This window comes from Microbacterium sp. Root61, from assembly GCF_001427525.1.
Taxonomy (GTDB): Bacteria; Actinomycetota; Actinomycetes; order Actinomycetales; family Microbacteriaceae; genus Microbacterium.
This window is the reverse complement of the sequence record NZ_LMGU01000002.1, coordinates 1-15,374: the sequence shown is the minus strand read 5'-3', so window position 1 is coordinate 15,374 and position 15,374 is coordinate 1. Positions and strand designations below refer to the sequence as shown.

Genomic DNA, 15,374 nt, shown 5'->3' with positions numbered 1-15,374 from the left:
CCGTGGTCACGCGTCGTGCGGCTCGAGGACGAAGATCGCGATCTGGCGGTCGGTCTTCGTCTGGTAGACGTCGTAGTCCGGCCAGACCGCGGTCGCGCGTGCCCACCACTCGGCCCGCTCGTCGCCGGACAGTTCACGAGCGAGGTAGTCGCGCTTGGCCGCGCCGTCCTGCAGCTCGACGTGGGCGTTCTTGAGAAGGTTCCAGTACCACTGCGGGGCGTCGGGTGCGCCGCCCTTGGACGCGACGACGGCGTAGCGGCCGTCGTGCTCTACGCGCATCAGCGCCGTCTTGCGCAGGGCGCCGGACTTGGCGCCGACCGTCGTGAGGACGATGATCGGGACCCCGCGCAGGTCGTTGGCTTCAGCGCCCTCGGACGCCTCGAAGGCCTCGGCCTGTTTGCGGGCCCACTCGGACGTGCTGGGCTTGTACTCTCCGGTCAGCGGCATGCTTTCACCCTAAACCCGTGAACAAATGACAGGGGCGGATGCCGCGGCCCAAGCCGCGCCATCCGCCCCTGTTCGTCTCGGACTACAGTCCGGCGATGATCTCGCGCATCAGGTCGGCGGTCTCGGACGGCGTCTTGCCGACCTTGACTCCGGCGGCCTCGAGGGCCTCCTTCTTGGCCTGCGCCGTGCCGGCCGAGCCGGACACGATGGCGCCGGCGTGACCCATGGTCTTGCCCTCGGGAGCGGTGAAGCCCGCGACGTAGCCGACGACCGGCTTGGTGACGTTGGCCTTGATGAACTCGGCCGCGCGCTCTTCGGCGTCGCCGCCGATCTCGCCGATCATCACGATCGCCTTGGTGTCGGGGTCCGCCTCGAACGCGGCCAGCGCGTCGATGTGGGTGGTGCCGATGACCGGGTCGCCGCCGATGCCGATGGCGGTCGAGAAGCCGATCTCGCGCAGCTCGTACATCATCTGGTAGGTCAGGGTGCCCGACTTGGAGACGAGTCCGATCGGGCCCTTGCCTGCGATGTTGGCCGGCGTGATGCCGACGAGCGACTCGCCCGGCGTGATGATGCCGGGGCAGTTCGGTCCGATGATGCGGGTCGTGTTGCCCTTGGACTGCGCGTAGGCCCAGGCCTCGGCGGTGTCGCCGACGGGCACGCCCTCGGTGATCACAACGAGCAGCGGGATCTCGGCGTCGATGGCCTCGACCATCGCGTCCTTCGTGAATGCGGGCGGCACGAAGGCGATCGAGACGTCGGCGCCGGTGGCGGCGATCGCCTCGGCGACCGACGCGAACACGGGCAGCTCGACGGGGTTGCCCGCAGCATCCGTGTGCAGCACCGTGGTGCCGGCCTTGCGTGCGTTCACGCCGCCGACGACCTGCGTGCCGGCCTTGAGCATGAGAGCCGTGTGCTTGGTGCCTTCGCCGCCGGTGATGCCCTGGACGATGACCTTGGAGTCCTTGTTGAGGAAGATCGACATGTTCTGAATCCCTTATGCGTTCGCGAGCGCGGCGGCCTTGTCGGCGCCCTCGTCCATGGTCTCGGCAAGAGTGACGAGCGGGTGGTTGGCGTCGCGCAGGATCGCGCGGCCCTCCTCCACCTTGTTGCCGTCCAGGCGGACGACCAGCGGCTTGGTGGCGGTCGCGCCGAGCTCGGCGAGTGCGCCCACGATGCCCTTGGCGACGGCGTCGCAGGCGGTGATGCCGCCGAAGACGTTGACGAAGACGCTCTTGACCTGCGGGTCGCCGAGGATGACGTCCAGGCCTGCGGCCATGACCTCGGCCGAGGCGCCGCCGCCGATGTCGAGGAAGTTGGCGGGCTTGACGCCGCCGTGGTTCTCACCGGCGTACGCGACGACGTCCAGCGTCGACATGACCAGGCCCGCGCCGTTGCCGATCACGCCGACCTCGCCGTCGAGCTTGACGTAGTTGAGGTCGTTCGCCTTGGCCTTGGCCTCCAGCGGGTCCGCGGCGTCCTTGTCCTCCAGGAGCGCGTGGCCCGGGTGGCGGAAGTCGGCGTTCTCATCGAGCGAGACCTTGCCGTCGAGGGCGATGACGTCGCCCTCTTCGGTCAGCACCAGGGGGTTGACCTCGACGAGCGTCGCGTCCTCGCCCTTGTAGACGTTGTAGAGCTTGACGAAGACGTCGCTCACCTTGTCGACCAGCTCGGGGGCGAACCCGGCAGCCTGGGCGATCTCGACGGCCTTCTGCTTGTCGATGCCGCCCAGCGGGTCGACCTCGACGCGAGCGAGAGCCTCGGGACGCTCGACCGCGAGCTCCTCGATCTCCATGCCGCCCTCGACGCTGCACAGGCTCAGGTAGGAGCGGTTCGCGCGGTCCAGCAGCACCGAGAAGTAGTACTCCTTGTCGATGCGCGCGCCCTGCGCGACCATGACGCGCTTGACGACGTGGCCCTTGATGTCGAGGCCGAAGATCGCCTTGGATGCCTCGAAGGCCTCCTCGGGGGTCTTCGCGACCTTGACGCCGCCGGCCTTGCCACGGCCGCCGGCCTTGACCTGCGCCTTGACGACGACGACGCCACCGATCTTCTCGGCGGCAGCGCGCACTTCTTCCGGCGTATCCGCGACGATACCGGCGAGTACCGGCACCTCGTACTTCTCGAAGAGATCGCGTGCCTGGTACTCGTATAGATCCACAGTTCAGTCCTTGGGTGAGGCGATGTGAAGGGGACGGCGCACAAGGCGCCAGATGTCTTGATATCAAGAGATATCCGACCAAGGAACCAGCCTACTACTCACGGCTGGGAGCTCCTGCCCGCACCGGGATGCCGCGGGCATCGGCGCCGTTCGGATCAGGATTCCGATTCGTTCACAGCGTGCCGACTCTCGAGGCGCCAGGGGGCGTACGCCAGTAGGCTCGGGGCCATGAGCGACACCGCGTCACCGTCCTCCGCGCGCACCGCCGTCGTGGCGGCCGCGCTCGACCTGTTCGCCGAGAACGGCTTCGACCAGACTTCGGTGGAGCAGATCGCGCAGGCGGCCGGCGTCTCGCGCTCGACGTTCTTCCGGCAGTTCGGCGGCAAGGACGACGTCGTCTTCGCCGACCACGAACTGCTGCTCGATCATCTGCGCGAGTACCTCGCGAAGCCGCACGAGAATCCGTGGGTCGCCGTGTGCGAGGCATCCGTGCACGTCTATCGGCACTTCGCCGCCGATCCGGAGCTCGCCCGGCGACGTTACGCGGTGGTGCGCGAGGTTCCGGCGCTGCGCGACCGCGAGATCGTGACCGTGTTCCGATACGAGCGACTGTTCGACGAATACCTCCGCCAGGCACTCCCCGGACTGGACCCGCTGGACGCCGTGGGCTTCTCGGCGCTGGTGACCGCGGTGCACAACCACGTGCTGCGTCAGCTGATCCGCAGCCCCAAGCGCGTGCCGGCCACGGTCCTGCGCCGGGCGCTCGACGACGCGATGCGCCGGTTCGGCGTGCATCCCGACCCCGCCGAGGCGGGCGAGGACGACATCGCGATCGCGATCTTCCCGCGGCGGATGCCGGCGGCCGAGGTCGCTCGCCGGCTGCGCGACAGTCTCAGCTGAGCTCGGCCGCACACGCGGCGCAGACCCCGACCAGGGTCGACTTCTGGACGTCGACGGCGAAGCCGCTCGTGCTCAGGATGGCAGCGGATGCCTCGGCGAGACTGTCCGCCGGCACCACCACGACCGCGCCGCAGACCCGGCAGTGCGCGTGCAGGTGCTCGTGTCCGGCGGTGGTGGCGGCCAGGTGATAGACCGTCGCGCCGCCCGCGGCGCGCATCGATGACACCACACCGTGCTCGGCCAGCATGTCGAGGGTGCGGTAGACGGTCGCCCGGTGCACACCCGGGTGGGTCCGCTCGAGCAGCGCGACGATCTGGTCGGCGCTCAGGTGCTCGTGCGTGTTCGCGAGCGTCTCCAGCACCGCGCGGCGGCCGTCGGTGACCCGTTCGCCCCGTGCCTGGAGGGCGGCGAGCGCCGCCGCGACGGCGGCTTCGGGAGACTCGTGGTGGAGGCGCTCGTGCGACTCCGCGCCGTCGGTGGCGCGCACGTCCGTGTGCGCGTGGCCGTGGTGGATGGCCGTCATCCGTCCATCGTGGCACACCGATCGCGCTCCCGGCGGGGTGTCGGAGACACCCTTGCGAGGTGCGACGAGGTCGCAATAGAGTGACGCCCATCAGACGCGACACCGTCGCATCTGATGGCGGGTGCTGGTCCGAAGGCGTCACTCGAGTGGAGGACCCACGATGCACGTCCCCGATGGCTTCCTGAATATTCCGACCTCGATCGCGACGGGTGTCATCGCGGCGGGCGGCATCGCCGTGGCGCTCAAGCTCGCACGCAAAGAGTTCGTGGACGATCGGAAGGCGCCGATGGTCGGCATCGTCGCCACGCTGATCTTCGCGGCGCAGATGATCACCTTCCCGGTCGGAGCGGGCACCAGCGGCCATCTCATGGGCGGGGCCCTCGCCGCCGTGCTGGTCGGCCCGGGCACCGGGCTCTTATGCATCAGCGTCGTGCTGATCGTGCAGGCCTTCCTGTTCGCCGACGGCGGGATCACGGCGCTGGGCACGAACATCCTGCTGATGGGCATGGTGACCGTCGTCGTCGGCTGGCTGGTGTTCCGGGGGCTGATGCTCGTCCTCCCGGGGAAGCGCTGGGCGGTGGCCGCGGCATCCGGTGTCGGCGCGTTCCTGTCGGTGCCGGCGGCGGCAGCCGTCTTCGTCCTCCTCTTCGCCGTCGGCGGCAACGTGCCGGTACCCCTCGATGCGGTGCTGGCCGCCATGGTCGGATGGCACACGCTCATCGGACTCGGTGAAGCGATCATCACCGCACTGATCGTCAGCGCCGTCCTGGCCACTCGTCCCGACCTCGTCTACGGCGCGCGCTACGAGCGACGAGCCACAGCGCTCCAGGAGAAGGCGGCTACGGCATGAGCGAGCCCGAACCCTCCCCCGTCGCGTCGCCCCGCCGTCGGATCTCGACGCGGGCGTTCACGATCGGCGCCATCGCCATCGCGCTGCTGCTGGCCTGCATCGTCAGCATCTGGGCCTCGGCGCTGCCCGACGGACTGACCTATGTCGCGGCATCCACCGGCATCGACGCCGGTGAACAGCCGCACGCCGTGTCCAGCAGTCCGTTCGCGGACTACGGCTTCGTCCTGGCGAGCAATCCGTGGCTGTCGCTGGCCATCGCCGGAGCGGTCGGCTGCGCCGTCACGTTCGGTCTGGCCTGGCTCGTGGGCCGCCTCGCGAAGCGCAGGACGGCCGAGGACTGACGTGCAGGCGGCCGCGACGCTCTGGGGTCACCGTCCCGGCGACACGTGGCTGCATCGCGCCTCCCCCCGCGCCAAGCTGCTCGCCCTGATCGTCTTCGCGGTGGTCGTGGTCGCGACGCCGCGCGAGTGGTTCCTCGCTTTCGCCGTGTACGGGGCTGTGATCGTCGCGATACTGGCGATGGCCCGGGTACCCGTCACGGTGGTGCTGAAGCGGATGGTGATCGAGGTCCCGTTCCTCGTGTTCGCCCTCCTCCTGCCGTTCATCGCCGAAGGCCCCCGGGTGGAGATCTGGGGACTGTCCCTGTCCGTCGCCGGGCTGTGGGGCGCGTGGGGCCTCCTGGTGAAGGCGACCCTCGCGGTGCTCGCCGCGGTCGCCCTCATCTCCACGACCGAGCCCCGCCGCATCGTCCTCGCTCTGGAGCAGCTGCGCCTCCCCCGCCAACTCACCTCGATCATGGGGTTCATGCTGCGCTACCTCGATCTCATCGTCGACGAAGGATCCCGGATGCGGACGGCCCGCGCCGCTCGCGGGTTCGTCGCCACCGGACCACGCGCTTGGCGGATCATCGCCGGCGGGGTGGGCGGGCTCTTCGTCCGCGCGCACGGCCGCGGCGAGCGCGTGCATCTCGCGATGCTGGCCCGCGGGTACGGCGAGGGGTACGAAGCGTGACCGGAGGGGCCGCGGTCACCGTCCGCGACGTCCGCTTCGGGTACCCGGCCGGGCGCGGCGACGGTGCTCCGGTGCTCGACGGGGTCAGCTTCGACATCGAGGCCGGCGAGCGCGTCGCGATCCTCGGCCCGAACGGCGCAGGCAAGACCACGCTGATGCTGCATCTCAACGGCATCCTGACGCCGTCTTCCGGGGAGGTCCGGATCGGCGACACACTCCTGGCGCGCAACACCGTGCGCGAGATCCGCCGCCGGGTCGGGCTCGTGTTCCAGGACCCCGACGACCAGCTCTTCATGCCGACCGTGGGCGAGGATGTGGCCTTCGGTCCGAAGAACTTCGGCGTCACCGGGACCGCACTGCAGGAGCGCGTCGCGACGGCGCTGGAGCAGGTCGGGCTCGCGGATGCCGCGTCACGCGCCCCGCAGCACCTCTCCCTCGGTCAACGCCGACGCGCCGCGATCGCCACGATCCTCTCGATGGACGTCGACGTGATCGTGCTCGATGAGCCGACCTCGAACCTGGACCCGTCGGCCCGGCGGGAGCTGTCCGCCACGCTCGGGGCGCTGGACGCGACGGTGCTCGTCGTCACTCACGACCTCCCGTACGCGCTCGAACTGTGCCCGCGTGCGCTGGTGCTGGACGGTGGACGGATCGTCGCCGACGCGCCCACCCGGGAACTGCTGGCCGACGCGACCTTCATGGCGGCACACGGCCTCGAGCTGCCCTGGGGCTTCGACCCGCTGTCGGCGCCGGAGCGCACCTGACTCGAGCGCCTCCCCCGTGGCCTGCTTTCGCTCTGACACGATGGGGCGATGGGGACGAACGCGGTCGAGACGACCATGGTGGGTCGCGCCGACGCGCTGGAACGTCTTCGCGGCGCGTTCGAGGCCGGTCGCCGCGGAGAGCCGCGCGCGGTCGTCATCGCGGGCGAGGCCGGCATCGGCAAGACCCGCCTGCTGCAGGAGTTCCTGCGTGAGCTGAGCGACGACGCAGCCGAGCCCCGCGTGGTGGTCGCGTCCGGCCAGTGCGTGGATCTGGGACCGATCGGCGCTCCGTTCACGCCCATCCGCCGCGTGCTGCGCGAGTTGTACGAAGCAGTCGGAGACGGGGCTTTCCGCGCGGCCGCGCAGTCCCCTGCAGTGATCTCGACCCTGGCCTCGCTCCTTCCCGAGCTGGACAGCAGCCTCCCCGACCGCGTCGGTGTCGCCGACTACATCGCGGAGGCGGTGGAGCGGCTGCTGGAGCGCCTCTCGGCGGAGCATCACCTGGTCCTGGTCATCGAGGACGTGCACTGGGCGGATTCCGCGACACTCGCGCTGCTGTCCACCCTCGCCCTCACGCTGCGCGGTACACACCTGACGATCGTGATGACCTACCGCAGCGACGATGTCGGACGCGGACATCCGCTGCGCCCGGTGCTGGCCGAGCTCGAGCGCAGTCGCATCGTCACGTCGCTGGAGCTGCCGCGCCTCTCGGCCGAGGAGATCGCCGAACACATCCGGCACCTCACCGGCGATACGGCGGATGGCGCGATGATCGATCGCATCGCGGAGCGCAGCGGCGGCATCCCGTTCTTCGTCGAGGAGCTCGTCGGGCTCGGCGACGACGCCCTCCCCGACACCCTGCGCGGACTGATCCTGGCCCGGGTCGACCGACTCGACCCGACGGCGCGGCGGGTGGTGGAAACCCTCTGCGCGGGCGGGGTACACGTGTCCGACGAGGTGCTGGCACGCGTGTGGACCGGCGATGCGGATGCGCGGGCGACCGGTGCGCGGACAGCGATCGCGGCCGGCATCCTGACCGCCGATGACGACGGCTTCACCTTCCGTCACGCCTTGATCCGCGAGGCGCTGCACGACGAGCTGCTGCCCGGAGAGCGCATCGCGCTGCACCGGGCATACGCGCTCGATCTGCAGGAGCGGATCGACGAGGGCGAACCCGGTCTCGCTGCCACGGCGGCCGAGCACTGGCTCGCCGCACGCGACGATGCGCGAACCTTCCGCGCTACGGCCGACGCGCTGGGCGAGGCGCGCGCCGCCTTCGCGATCGCGACAGTGGCCCCACTCGGCGAGCGTCTCCTCGAGCTGTGGGATCAGGTGCCCACGCCCGAGCGGGTCGTCGGCACCCGCTACGGACGTCTCGCCGTGGACACGATCAATCTGCTGGAGGATCTCGGCGCTTCCGCCCGCGGGCTCCGCGTCGCCGAGGTCGCGCTCGCCCGGGAGCTGCCCGCGATCGACCGCGCCGAGCTGCTGCTGGTCTCCGTCCGGGGGCTCTCCCCGATCGCGGGCGGGTGGGAGACGAGTCGCGACCGGATGGAGGATGCCCTCGACATCGTGGATGAGGATGCCTCGCGCGAGGCGGGGTCGGTGCGGGTCAGGGCACTCTCCCTCCTGGCGCAGAATCCGCACGCCACCGACCCTGTGGGGTTGCTCGATCGCGCGATGGATATCGCAGAGACGGCCGACGATCCCGACCTCATCGCCACGGTGCTGCGTGCGCGCGGCGTCGCCCTGTACGGGCGCGTGCCCGAAGGGTCACTGCTCGCCGATCTGCAGCGCGCGGCGACGCTGGCGATCGACCCGGTACGGCACTACTCGACGATGAACAGCCTTGCCGCCGCGTACTTCCATCTGCGCCGCTACGAGGAGTGCATCGACGTCGCGCTCACCGCATACGACGAGTGCGTGTTGCTCGGCCTGGAGCGCGGGGTCGGCGCGTTCCTGCTCGCCAACGCCGCCGAGGCCCAGCTTGCGACCGGCCGGTACGACGCGGGCATGGCGACGGGGCGGCGGGCGATCGAGCTGCGTCCTGCACAGGGATTCCACTCCTTCGCCGTGCGGACGCTGGCGCGCGCCGCGATCTGGAACGACCGGGTGGAGGACGCCGACGCGGCCGTGGCCCGGATGGATGACACCGTGTGGATGCCGGACGACCCGGACGAGACGGCCGGCTGGGCCGTCTACCGTACCGAGCGATTGTTACTGCAGGCCGAGACCGAGTCCGGCGGCCGACGTGCCGCGCTCATCGACGAAGCCATCGGCGCGATCGTGCCCGTCTTCGGTGCGGTCACGCAGAACTCTGCCGGCGTGCGCGAGGAGGCACTCCCGACCGTCGCGTGGACGCTGCGCATGGCCGCCGACAGCGGAATGGATGCCGCCGCCCTCGCAGTGCCGTTCGCACAGGATGCCGCCGCCAGCGCGGAGCGTGGCGACAACCTCACGGTGCGCGCGCTGATCGCCGCAGAAGCAGCCTGCACCGGGTCCGTCGATGCGGTCACCGGCTGGGAACAGGCCTGTCTCGTCACCGCCGCGGACACCGCGACCCGCGGCCAGCGGCACTACGCCCGCTTCCGGCTCGGCCAGGCGCTGCAGTCGCAGGGGTGCGAGGACGAGGCCGCGGCGGCGTTCGCCCTCGTCGCGAAACAGGCGCCGGCCGACGGCCATGCCCTGCTCGCGCGTTGGGCGCTGGCGGGTGCCCCGCGCCCGCTCCGCCCGAGTGCCTCACGGCGGCGGGACACCACCGCGCCGACACTCACTTCGCGGGAGACCGAGGTGCTCGGGCTGGTGGCGGAGGGCCTCACCAATCCGCAGATCGGCGCCCGCCTGTTCATCTCGCCCAAGACCGCGTCGGTGCACGTGTCGGCGATCCTGGCCAAGATCGGGGCCGCGAATCGCGCGGAAGCCGCTGCCTGGTTCGCCGCGAAACAGGCCGGTTCCTAGAGGCCGCGTCGCCTGGATATAGGGCATCCGCCCAATGTCTCGGGGCGCCCTTAGCGAGCAGAGTCGAACCTGTCAGCAGTGCAGCGCATCCGGATCCTCCGGAGCTTCGCGACAGGAGTCCTCACATGAACGCACAGTCCGCCTCGAGCTCGATGGTCCTCGAACGCCGCGTCACCTGGGTCGCCCCCGAGAGCGACGCCGTCGCACCGGTCGTCCCCGCCGCCCGGCGCGCGCGGGCCTTCGCGAAGCTGCGCCGGTGGTTCACCCGCACCTTCGACTTCCGCGACGCATTCACGCCGACGTCCGCCTGGTGAAGCTCAGGCGCATGTGACTCGCTCCGGACTTCACGGCTAGCCTTGATCGCATGGGACTGTTCCGCGACGACCCGCAGCGGGTCCAGCTCGAATCACCGGATGTAGGGCTCAGGGCGACGCGGGCGCCGTGGAGCCTGTGGGCCGATGGGTTCGGCAAGCTCGGCATCCGGGCGATCCAGATCATCGTCGTGGTGGCCGTCGCCGGCGGAATCATCTTCGCCATCCAGCAGCTCACCCTGGTCACGATCCCCCTCGTGATCGCTCTGATCCTCGCGTGCGCATTCGCGCCGGTCATGCGATGGATGCGGGGACGCGGCATCCCGTCGGTATTCGCGACCCTGCTCACCATGCTCGCGATCGTCGTGATCCTGACCGCGCTGGGGTGGCTCGTCGTCTGGGCGGTGCGCGATCAGTGGGACGAATTGTATTCGCAGGCCGAAGACGGCTTCCAGCAGCTGCTCGCCTGGGCGCAGACGCTGCCGTTCGACTGGCTGAGTCCCGAGCAGATCGATGAGTGGATCGACTCACTGATCGGCTTCGTCACGAGTGCACAGTTCGGTTCCGGCGCCCTCGCGGGTGTGGGCGCGGTCGCCAACTTCGTCACCGGCCTCGTCCTCATGGTGACGATCCTGTTCTTCTTCCTCAAGGACGGCCCGCAGATGTGGGAGTTCCTGCTGCGCCCGTTCCGGGGCGAGAACTACTTGCGCGCGCGGCGCATCGGCGACAAGACGACAGTCGTGCTCGGGTCGTACGTGCGCGGCACCGCGACCGTCGCCGCCGTGGACGCGGTCGGAATCCTCATCGGACTGCTGATCTTGCAGGTACCGCTGGCGATCCCGCTCGCCGTGCTGGTGTTCCTCCTCGCGTTCATCCCCATCGTCGGTGCGACCGTCGCCGGCATCCTCGCCGCGCTCGTGGCTCTGGTAGCGAACGGTCCGATCAACGCTCTGTTCGTGGTCGGAGTGGTCGTGCTCGTGAACCAGCTCGAGGGCAACTTCCTCCAGCCGGTGCTGATGGGGCGCTCGATGAAGCTGCACGCATTCGTCATCCTGGTCGCGCTGACGGTCGGAACCGTACTCGGCGGCATCCTCGGCGCGGTGCTCGCCGTGCCGATCGCTGCAGCCGTGTGGGGCATCATCCAGGTGTGGGACGGACCCGATCTCCCGGTGCGCTGGGCTAGACCGAAGCAGCCGATCGCCTCCTGAGGCGCGTCAGCGCTCCCCGGCCAGACGGCTCGCCGTGCTCAGCCAGTCGGTCGGGTTGCTCCCGCGGTCCACGGCGAAGTGCGCGACGAACTCGGCGTTCCCGTGCGTTCCGACCAGCGGCGAGGAGATGAGGCCCAGGGTGCCGAAGCCGGCATCCCATGCCTCCCACAGCACACCGGTGACGGCATCCGCCCGAACTCCGGCATCCGTCACCAGTCCGCCCTTGACGGCAGTGCGGCCGACCTCGAACTGCGGCTTGATCAGCAGCACGACGTCGCCGCCCGGCGCGAGCACGCTGCGGATCGGGGCCAACACGTGCCCGAGTGAGATGAACGACAGGTCGCCCGTGATCAGCTCGGGTGCGGCATCCACTCCCGTCACGCCCTGCAGCGCTGACGGTGTGAGGTCTCGCGCGTTGAATCCTTCGACCACGATGACCCGCGGGTCTTCGGCGACGGATGCCACGATCTGACCGTGACCCACGTCCAAGGCGATCACCGGGTCGGCACCGCGTTCGCGCAGCACCTGGGTGAATCCGCCGGTGGAGGCGCCGAGATCGAGCGCGAGGCGCCCGCTGACGGGTACGTCGAACGCGTCGAGCGCCGCGATCAGCTTGTGCGCTGCGCGGCTGACATAGTGGTCGGCTCCCGCGACTTCGAGGGCGGCGTCGTCACTGACGTGCGTCGACGGCTTCACCACGGTGCGGCCGTCGACCGAGACGAGGCCTTCGGTGATGAGGCCGGCGGCATGCGTGCGGGATCGCGCCAGTCCTCGCACGGCGAGGGCGGCATCCAGTCGCTGTGTCATCGTGTCGTCAGCCCTGCGGTCCGGATTCGAGCCGCTGTGCCAACTCGTCGTGCAGCGATGCGTAGGCATTCGCGCGCGTCGAGAGCGGCTGCTCCTCGATCACCCGAAGGCGGCTGAGAAGCTCGTGGTCGGCCCCGGATGTGGCTGCATCGGTCATATCGCCAGGATACGCGGCGGTGTCCATCTCAGCCCCTAAGGCCGGTGGAACGGGTCGTGGTAGAGCCGTTCGGGCACACGGAAGCCGAAGATCCCGCGCCCAGTGGCCCAGATCGCGGCTGCGCCCGCGCGCACCAGGTCGATCGGGCGGTCGCCCTCGCTGAGGATGCGCACATCGGGGCCGTCGATGCGGACCGATGCTCCGCGCACGGTGGCGACATCGCCCTTGATCTGAACGACCGGGTACGGCTCGTGCAGCTCGCGCAGGTCGCCGAGGATGAACGTGGGACGCGAGCCTGGCGGGGCGGCGAGCACGTGCTTGGGCCGGTCGATGCCCGTGAGCACGAGCGCGGACGGCATGCCGGCGCGGTCCGCGCCCATGATGTCGGTGTCGAGACGGTCACCGAGGAACAGCGGATGCTGCGCCCCGAACCGCGCGACGGCCTCCTCGAAGATCGGCTTCTCCGGCTTGCCGGCCACCGTCGCGAGACGGCCGACGGCCGTGTGGACCGCGGAGACGAGCGTGCCGTTGCCGGGAGCGATGCCACGCTGCTGCGGGATCGTCCAGTCGGTGTTGGTGGCGATCCAGGGGATGCCCCCCTCGTCCTCCGGGAGCTTCAGCGCATAGGCGGCTTCGGCGAGCTGCGCCCAGCCGACCTCGGGGGCGAAGCCCTGCACGACGGCTGCCGGGGCATCCTCCGCACTGCGCGTGACCACGAAGCCGGCCTTCTCCACTTCGACGACGAGGCCCTCGCCGCCGACGACCAGCACGGTCGCACCGTGCGGAACGCGATCGGTCAGCAGTCGCATGGCCGCCTGCGGGCTCGTCACGACATCGCGCGGCTCAGTGTTGAGGCCGAGGTCACGCAAGTGCTGCGCCACGGAGGCATCCGTGCGCGACGCGTTGTTCGTGATGTAGCCGAGGCGTCGCGTCTGCGCCGCGAGGTTCAGGCTGTCCACGGCGTACGGCAGCGGGCCAGGACCGGCGTAGACGACACCGTCGAGGTCAGCGAGCACCACGTCCACTCCCTCGAGCGGCGTCGGTCCGTCCTTCCGGGAGAACAGCCCCATCAGAGCGATCCGTCGGAGTCCGCGGCGGCCTCCTCGTTCTGGACGGAAGCCTTGGATGCCTTCGGAGCCTTGGCCACCTTGGGAGCCTTGGCTTCCTTAGGAGCCTTCGCTGCGTTGGCCTTCTTGAGATTCTTGGCATCCTTCGGAGCCTTGGCAGCCTTCGGAGCCTTGGGTTCCTTCGCAGCCTTCGCAGCCTTCGGTTCCTTGGGAGCCTTGGCATCCTTCGGCGCCTTCGCGGCCTTGGGCTTCTTGGCATCCTTGGGAGCCTTGGGAGCCTTGGGAGCCTTGGGAGCCTTGGCAACCTTCGGAGCCTCTACGGCAGTGGCGGTTTCGTCCGTGGCGGATACGTGCGCGTCGGAGTTCTCGCCCTCATCGGACTCATCGTTCGAGCTATCGTCATCGCCGGCCTCATCGACCGAGGTCTTGTCGTCGTCAGATTCGTCGTCGTCAGAGCCGCCGATCGGGTTCACGCTGTCGTCTTCGTCTTCGTCTTCGATCCACTCTTCGAAGATCTCCTCGACGAGCACGACTTCGTCGCCGCCTTCGTCCTCGCGGAGTCCCAGAGCGTCCTCGGCCACTTCGGCACGGTGACGCCACTGGCGGGCTTCGTCGTCGCGGCCGAGCTCCTCGAGCACGGTGGCGCGCGCGGCGAACAGACCCGGGCTCCATTCGAACGCACGGTCAGGGTCGAGCTCAGGAATGTCGAGCTCGGTGAGCGCACGCTCGGCCTCACCGAGGTCCAGACGTGCGCCGGACATGGCGATCGCGAGTTCGACGCGGACCGGAGTCGGCAGCGTGCTGCGGTCGACCGACCGGCCGAGCTCGAGCGCACGGTCGGGACGGCCAACGCCACGCTCGCTGTCGACCATGAGGGCGATCTGGTCGTCCTTGCCGGAGATGCGACGGTAGGTGCGCAGCTCGCGGAGCGCGAGAGCGTAGTCGCCGGTCATGTACGCGGTGATCGCGAGCGTCTCGCGGACGATCGCGATGCGTCCGGCGCGACGCGACGCGGAGACCGCGTGCTGATGTGCCAGTTCCGGGTCGGAATCGATCAGCTGAGACGCCATCGCGAGGTGACGGGCGACGCCCTCGGCATTCTCCTTGCTGAGGGTCTTCAGCTCGTTGCGGGCCGCTGTCGGGAGATCGGCCGGAGTGATCTCATCCGGAATGACGGGATCGATGTGCCGCGCGCGCACGGGACGAAGGTCGTCGCCCTCGCGTGCTTCACGCTCTCGGCCGGCACGCGGTGCGTGCGCACGACGGTCGCCATCGCGCGGCGGGTAGGAACGGTCGCCGTCACGGGGAGGGTAGGACTTACGCTCGCCGTCACGGGGCGGGTACGAAGGACGCTGCCCGTCACGGGGCGGGTACGACTTCCGCTCACCATCACGGGGCGGGTACGACTTCCGCTCGCCATCACGGGGAGGGTACGACTTCCGCTCGCCATCGCGCGGCGGGTAGGACTTACGCTCGCCGTCACGCGGCGGGTACGAAGGACGCTGCCCGTCACGGGGAGGGTACGACTTCCGCTCRCCATCRCGSGGCGGGTACGACTTCCGCTCACCATCGCGCGGCGGGTATGACTTACGCTCGCCGTCACGCGGCGGGTACGAAGGACGCTGCCCGTCACGCGGCGGGTACGAAGGACGCTGCCCGTCACGGGGCGGGTACGACTTCCGCTCGCCGTCGCGCGGCGGGTACGACTTACGCTCGCCGTCACGGGGAGGGTAGGACTTCCGCTCACCGTCGCGCGGCGGGTACGAAGGACGCTGCCCGTCACGGGGCGGGTACGACTTCCGCTCGCCGTCGCGGGGAGGGTACGACTTCCGCTCACCATCGCGCGGCGGGTACGACTTCCGCTCGCCGTCACGGGGAGGGTAGGACTTCCGCTCGCCGTCGCGCGGCGGGTACGAAGGACGCTGCCCGTCGCGGGGAGGGTACGACTTCCGCTCGCCATCACGGGGCGGGTACGACTTACGCTCACCATCACGTGCGCCGTGCTGCTTCTTGTCGTCGTCGCGCTTCGGACGCGAATCCCGCGCCCGCTCGTCGTCAACCATGATGGTTTCCCTTCCGTGCCCCGTGTGTTGTTGTGTGTTGTGTTAACGCGAAATGGCCACCCAGCGTTGGGTGGCCATTTCTCGAAAGAAGTCCGGCGGTGTCCTACTCTCCCACAGGGTCCCCCCTGCAGTACCATCGGCGCTGAG

Annotated in this window: 16 protein-coding genes; 8 read left to right on the top strand and 8 right to left on the bottom strand. The window is 69.7% G+C overall.

Going from position 1 to position 15,374, the window contains the following annotated elements; all coding sequences use genetic code 11:
* Positions 1-6: 6 nt before the first annotated feature.
* The 3 genes from ASD65_RS16395 to sucC form a co-directional block, all read right to left on the bottom strand.
* Positions 7-447: a nitroreductase family deazaflavin-dependent oxidoreductase gene (locus ASD65_RS16395; RefSeq protein ID WP_056225155.1), complete on the bottom strand. Its 441-nt coding sequence runs from the start codon at positions 445-447 to the stop codon at positions 7-9.
* Between the two features lie 82 nt (positions 448-529).
* Positions 530-1,432: a succinate--CoA ligase subunit alpha gene (gene sucD, locus ASD65_RS16390; RefSeq protein ID WP_056225152.1), complete on the bottom strand. Its 903-nt coding sequence runs from the start codon at positions 1,430-1,432 to the stop codon at positions 530-532.
* Between the two features lie 12 nt (positions 1,433-1,444).
* Entirely contained in the window at positions 1,445-2,608 is a 1,164-nt protein-coding gene (gene sucC / locus ASD65_RS16385; RefSeq protein ID WP_056225149.1) for an ADP-forming succinate--CoA ligase subunit beta, read from the bottom strand.
* A 228-nt stretch (positions 2,609-2,836) separates the two neighbouring features.
* Between sucC and ASD65_RS16380 the strand changes: the two genes are divergently transcribed.
* On the top strand, positions 2,837-3,508 hold the full coding sequence (locus tag ASD65_RS16380; RefSeq protein WP_056225146.1) for a TetR family transcriptional regulator: 672 nt from the start codon (positions 2,837-2,839) through the stop codon (positions 3,506-3,508).
* On the opposite strand, the gene ASD65_RS16375 is transcribed toward ASD65_RS16380, so the two are convergent.
* Positions 3,501-4,031, bottom strand: coding sequence for a Fur family transcriptional regulator (locus tag ASD65_RS16375; RefSeq protein ID WP_056225141.1), 531 nt, complete (start codon positions 4,029-4,031; stop codon positions 3,501-3,503). The genes ASD65_RS16380 and ASD65_RS16375 overlap by 8 nt on opposite strands.
* Before the next feature lie 160 nt (positions 4,032-4,191).
* On the opposite strand from ASD65_RS16375, the gene ASD65_RS16370 reads away from it, so the two are divergent.
* The 7 genes from ASD65_RS16370 (at position 4,192) to ASD65_RS16340 (ending at position 11,133) form a co-directional block, all read left to right on the top strand.
* Positions 4,192-4,881 (top strand): energy-coupling factor ABC transporter permease, encoded by a 690-nt coding sequence (locus ASD65_RS16370; protein WP_056225138.1) that lies wholly within the window; start codon positions 4,192-4,194, stop codon positions 4,879-4,881.
* Positions 4,878-5,222 (top strand): PDGLE domain-containing protein, encoded by a 345-nt coding sequence (locus tag ASD65_RS19120; protein WP_056225136.1) that lies wholly within the window; start codon positions 4,878-4,880, stop codon positions 5,220-5,222. The genes ASD65_RS16370 and ASD65_RS19120 overlap by 4 nt, the downstream gene beginning before the upstream one ends.
* Position 5,223: 1 nt before the next feature.
* Positions 5,224-5,892: a cobalt ECF transporter T component CbiQ gene (gene cbiQ / locus ASD65_RS16360; RefSeq protein ID WP_200948726.1), complete on the top strand. Its 669-nt coding sequence runs from the start codon at positions 5,224-5,226 to the stop codon at positions 5,890-5,892.
* Positions 5,889-6,656: an energy-coupling factor ABC transporter ATP-binding protein gene (locus tag ASD65_RS16355; RefSeq protein ID WP_056225132.1), complete on the top strand. Its 768-nt coding sequence runs from the start codon at positions 5,889-5,891 to the stop codon at positions 6,654-6,656. The genes cbiQ and ASD65_RS16355 overlap by 4 nt, the downstream gene beginning before the upstream one ends.
* Positions 6,657-6,704: 48 nt before the next feature.
* On the top strand, positions 6,705-9,614 hold the full coding sequence (locus tag ASD65_RS16350; protein ID WP_056225130.1) for an ATP-binding protein: 2,910 nt from the start codon (positions 6,705-6,707) through the stop codon (positions 9,612-9,614).
* Positions 9,615-9,739: 125 nt separating this feature from the next.
* Entirely contained in the window at positions 9,740-9,928 is a 189-nt protein-coding gene (locus tag ASD65_RS16345) for a hypothetical protein (RefSeq protein ID WP_056225126.1), read from the top strand.
* A gap of 50 nt (positions 9,929-9,978) precedes the next feature.
* A complete protein-coding gene (locus ASD65_RS16340) occupies positions 9,979-11,133 on the top strand; it encodes an AI-2E family transporter (protein WP_056225124.1) in 1,155 nt (384 codons plus the stop codon).
* 6 nt (positions 11,134-11,139) lie between these two features.
* On the opposite strand, the gene ASD65_RS16335 is transcribed toward ASD65_RS16340, so the two are convergent.
* Genes ASD65_RS16335 through ASD65_RS19355 form a run of 4 tightly spaced genes read right to left on the bottom strand, consistent with a single transcriptional unit; the run spans position 11,140 to position 14,363 of the window.
* Entirely contained in the window at positions 11,140-11,940 is an 801-nt protein-coding gene (locus tag ASD65_RS16335; protein WP_056225121.1) for a TlyA family RNA methyltransferase, read from the bottom strand.
* Between the two features lie 7 nt (positions 11,941-11,947).
* Positions 11,948-12,097, bottom strand: a complete 150-nt coding sequence (locus ASD65_RS19255) for a hypothetical protein (protein ID WP_200948725.1) — start codon at positions 12,095-12,097, stop codon at positions 11,948-11,950.
* A 35-nt stretch (positions 12,098-12,132) separates the two neighbouring features.
* Positions 12,133-13,167, bottom strand: a complete 1,035-nt coding sequence (locus tag ASD65_RS16330; protein WP_056225118.1) for an HAD-IIA family hydrolase — start codon at positions 13,165-13,167, stop codon at positions 12,133-12,135.
* Positions 13,167-14,363, bottom strand: a complete 1,197-nt coding sequence (locus tag ASD65_RS19355; RefSeq protein WP_235566816.1) for a hypothetical protein — start codon at positions 14,361-14,363, stop codon at positions 13,167-13,169. Before ASD65_RS19355 ends, ASD65_RS16330 begins: the two co-directional genes overlap by 1 nt.
* Between the last annotated feature and the right edge of the window lie 1,011 nt (positions 14,364-15,374).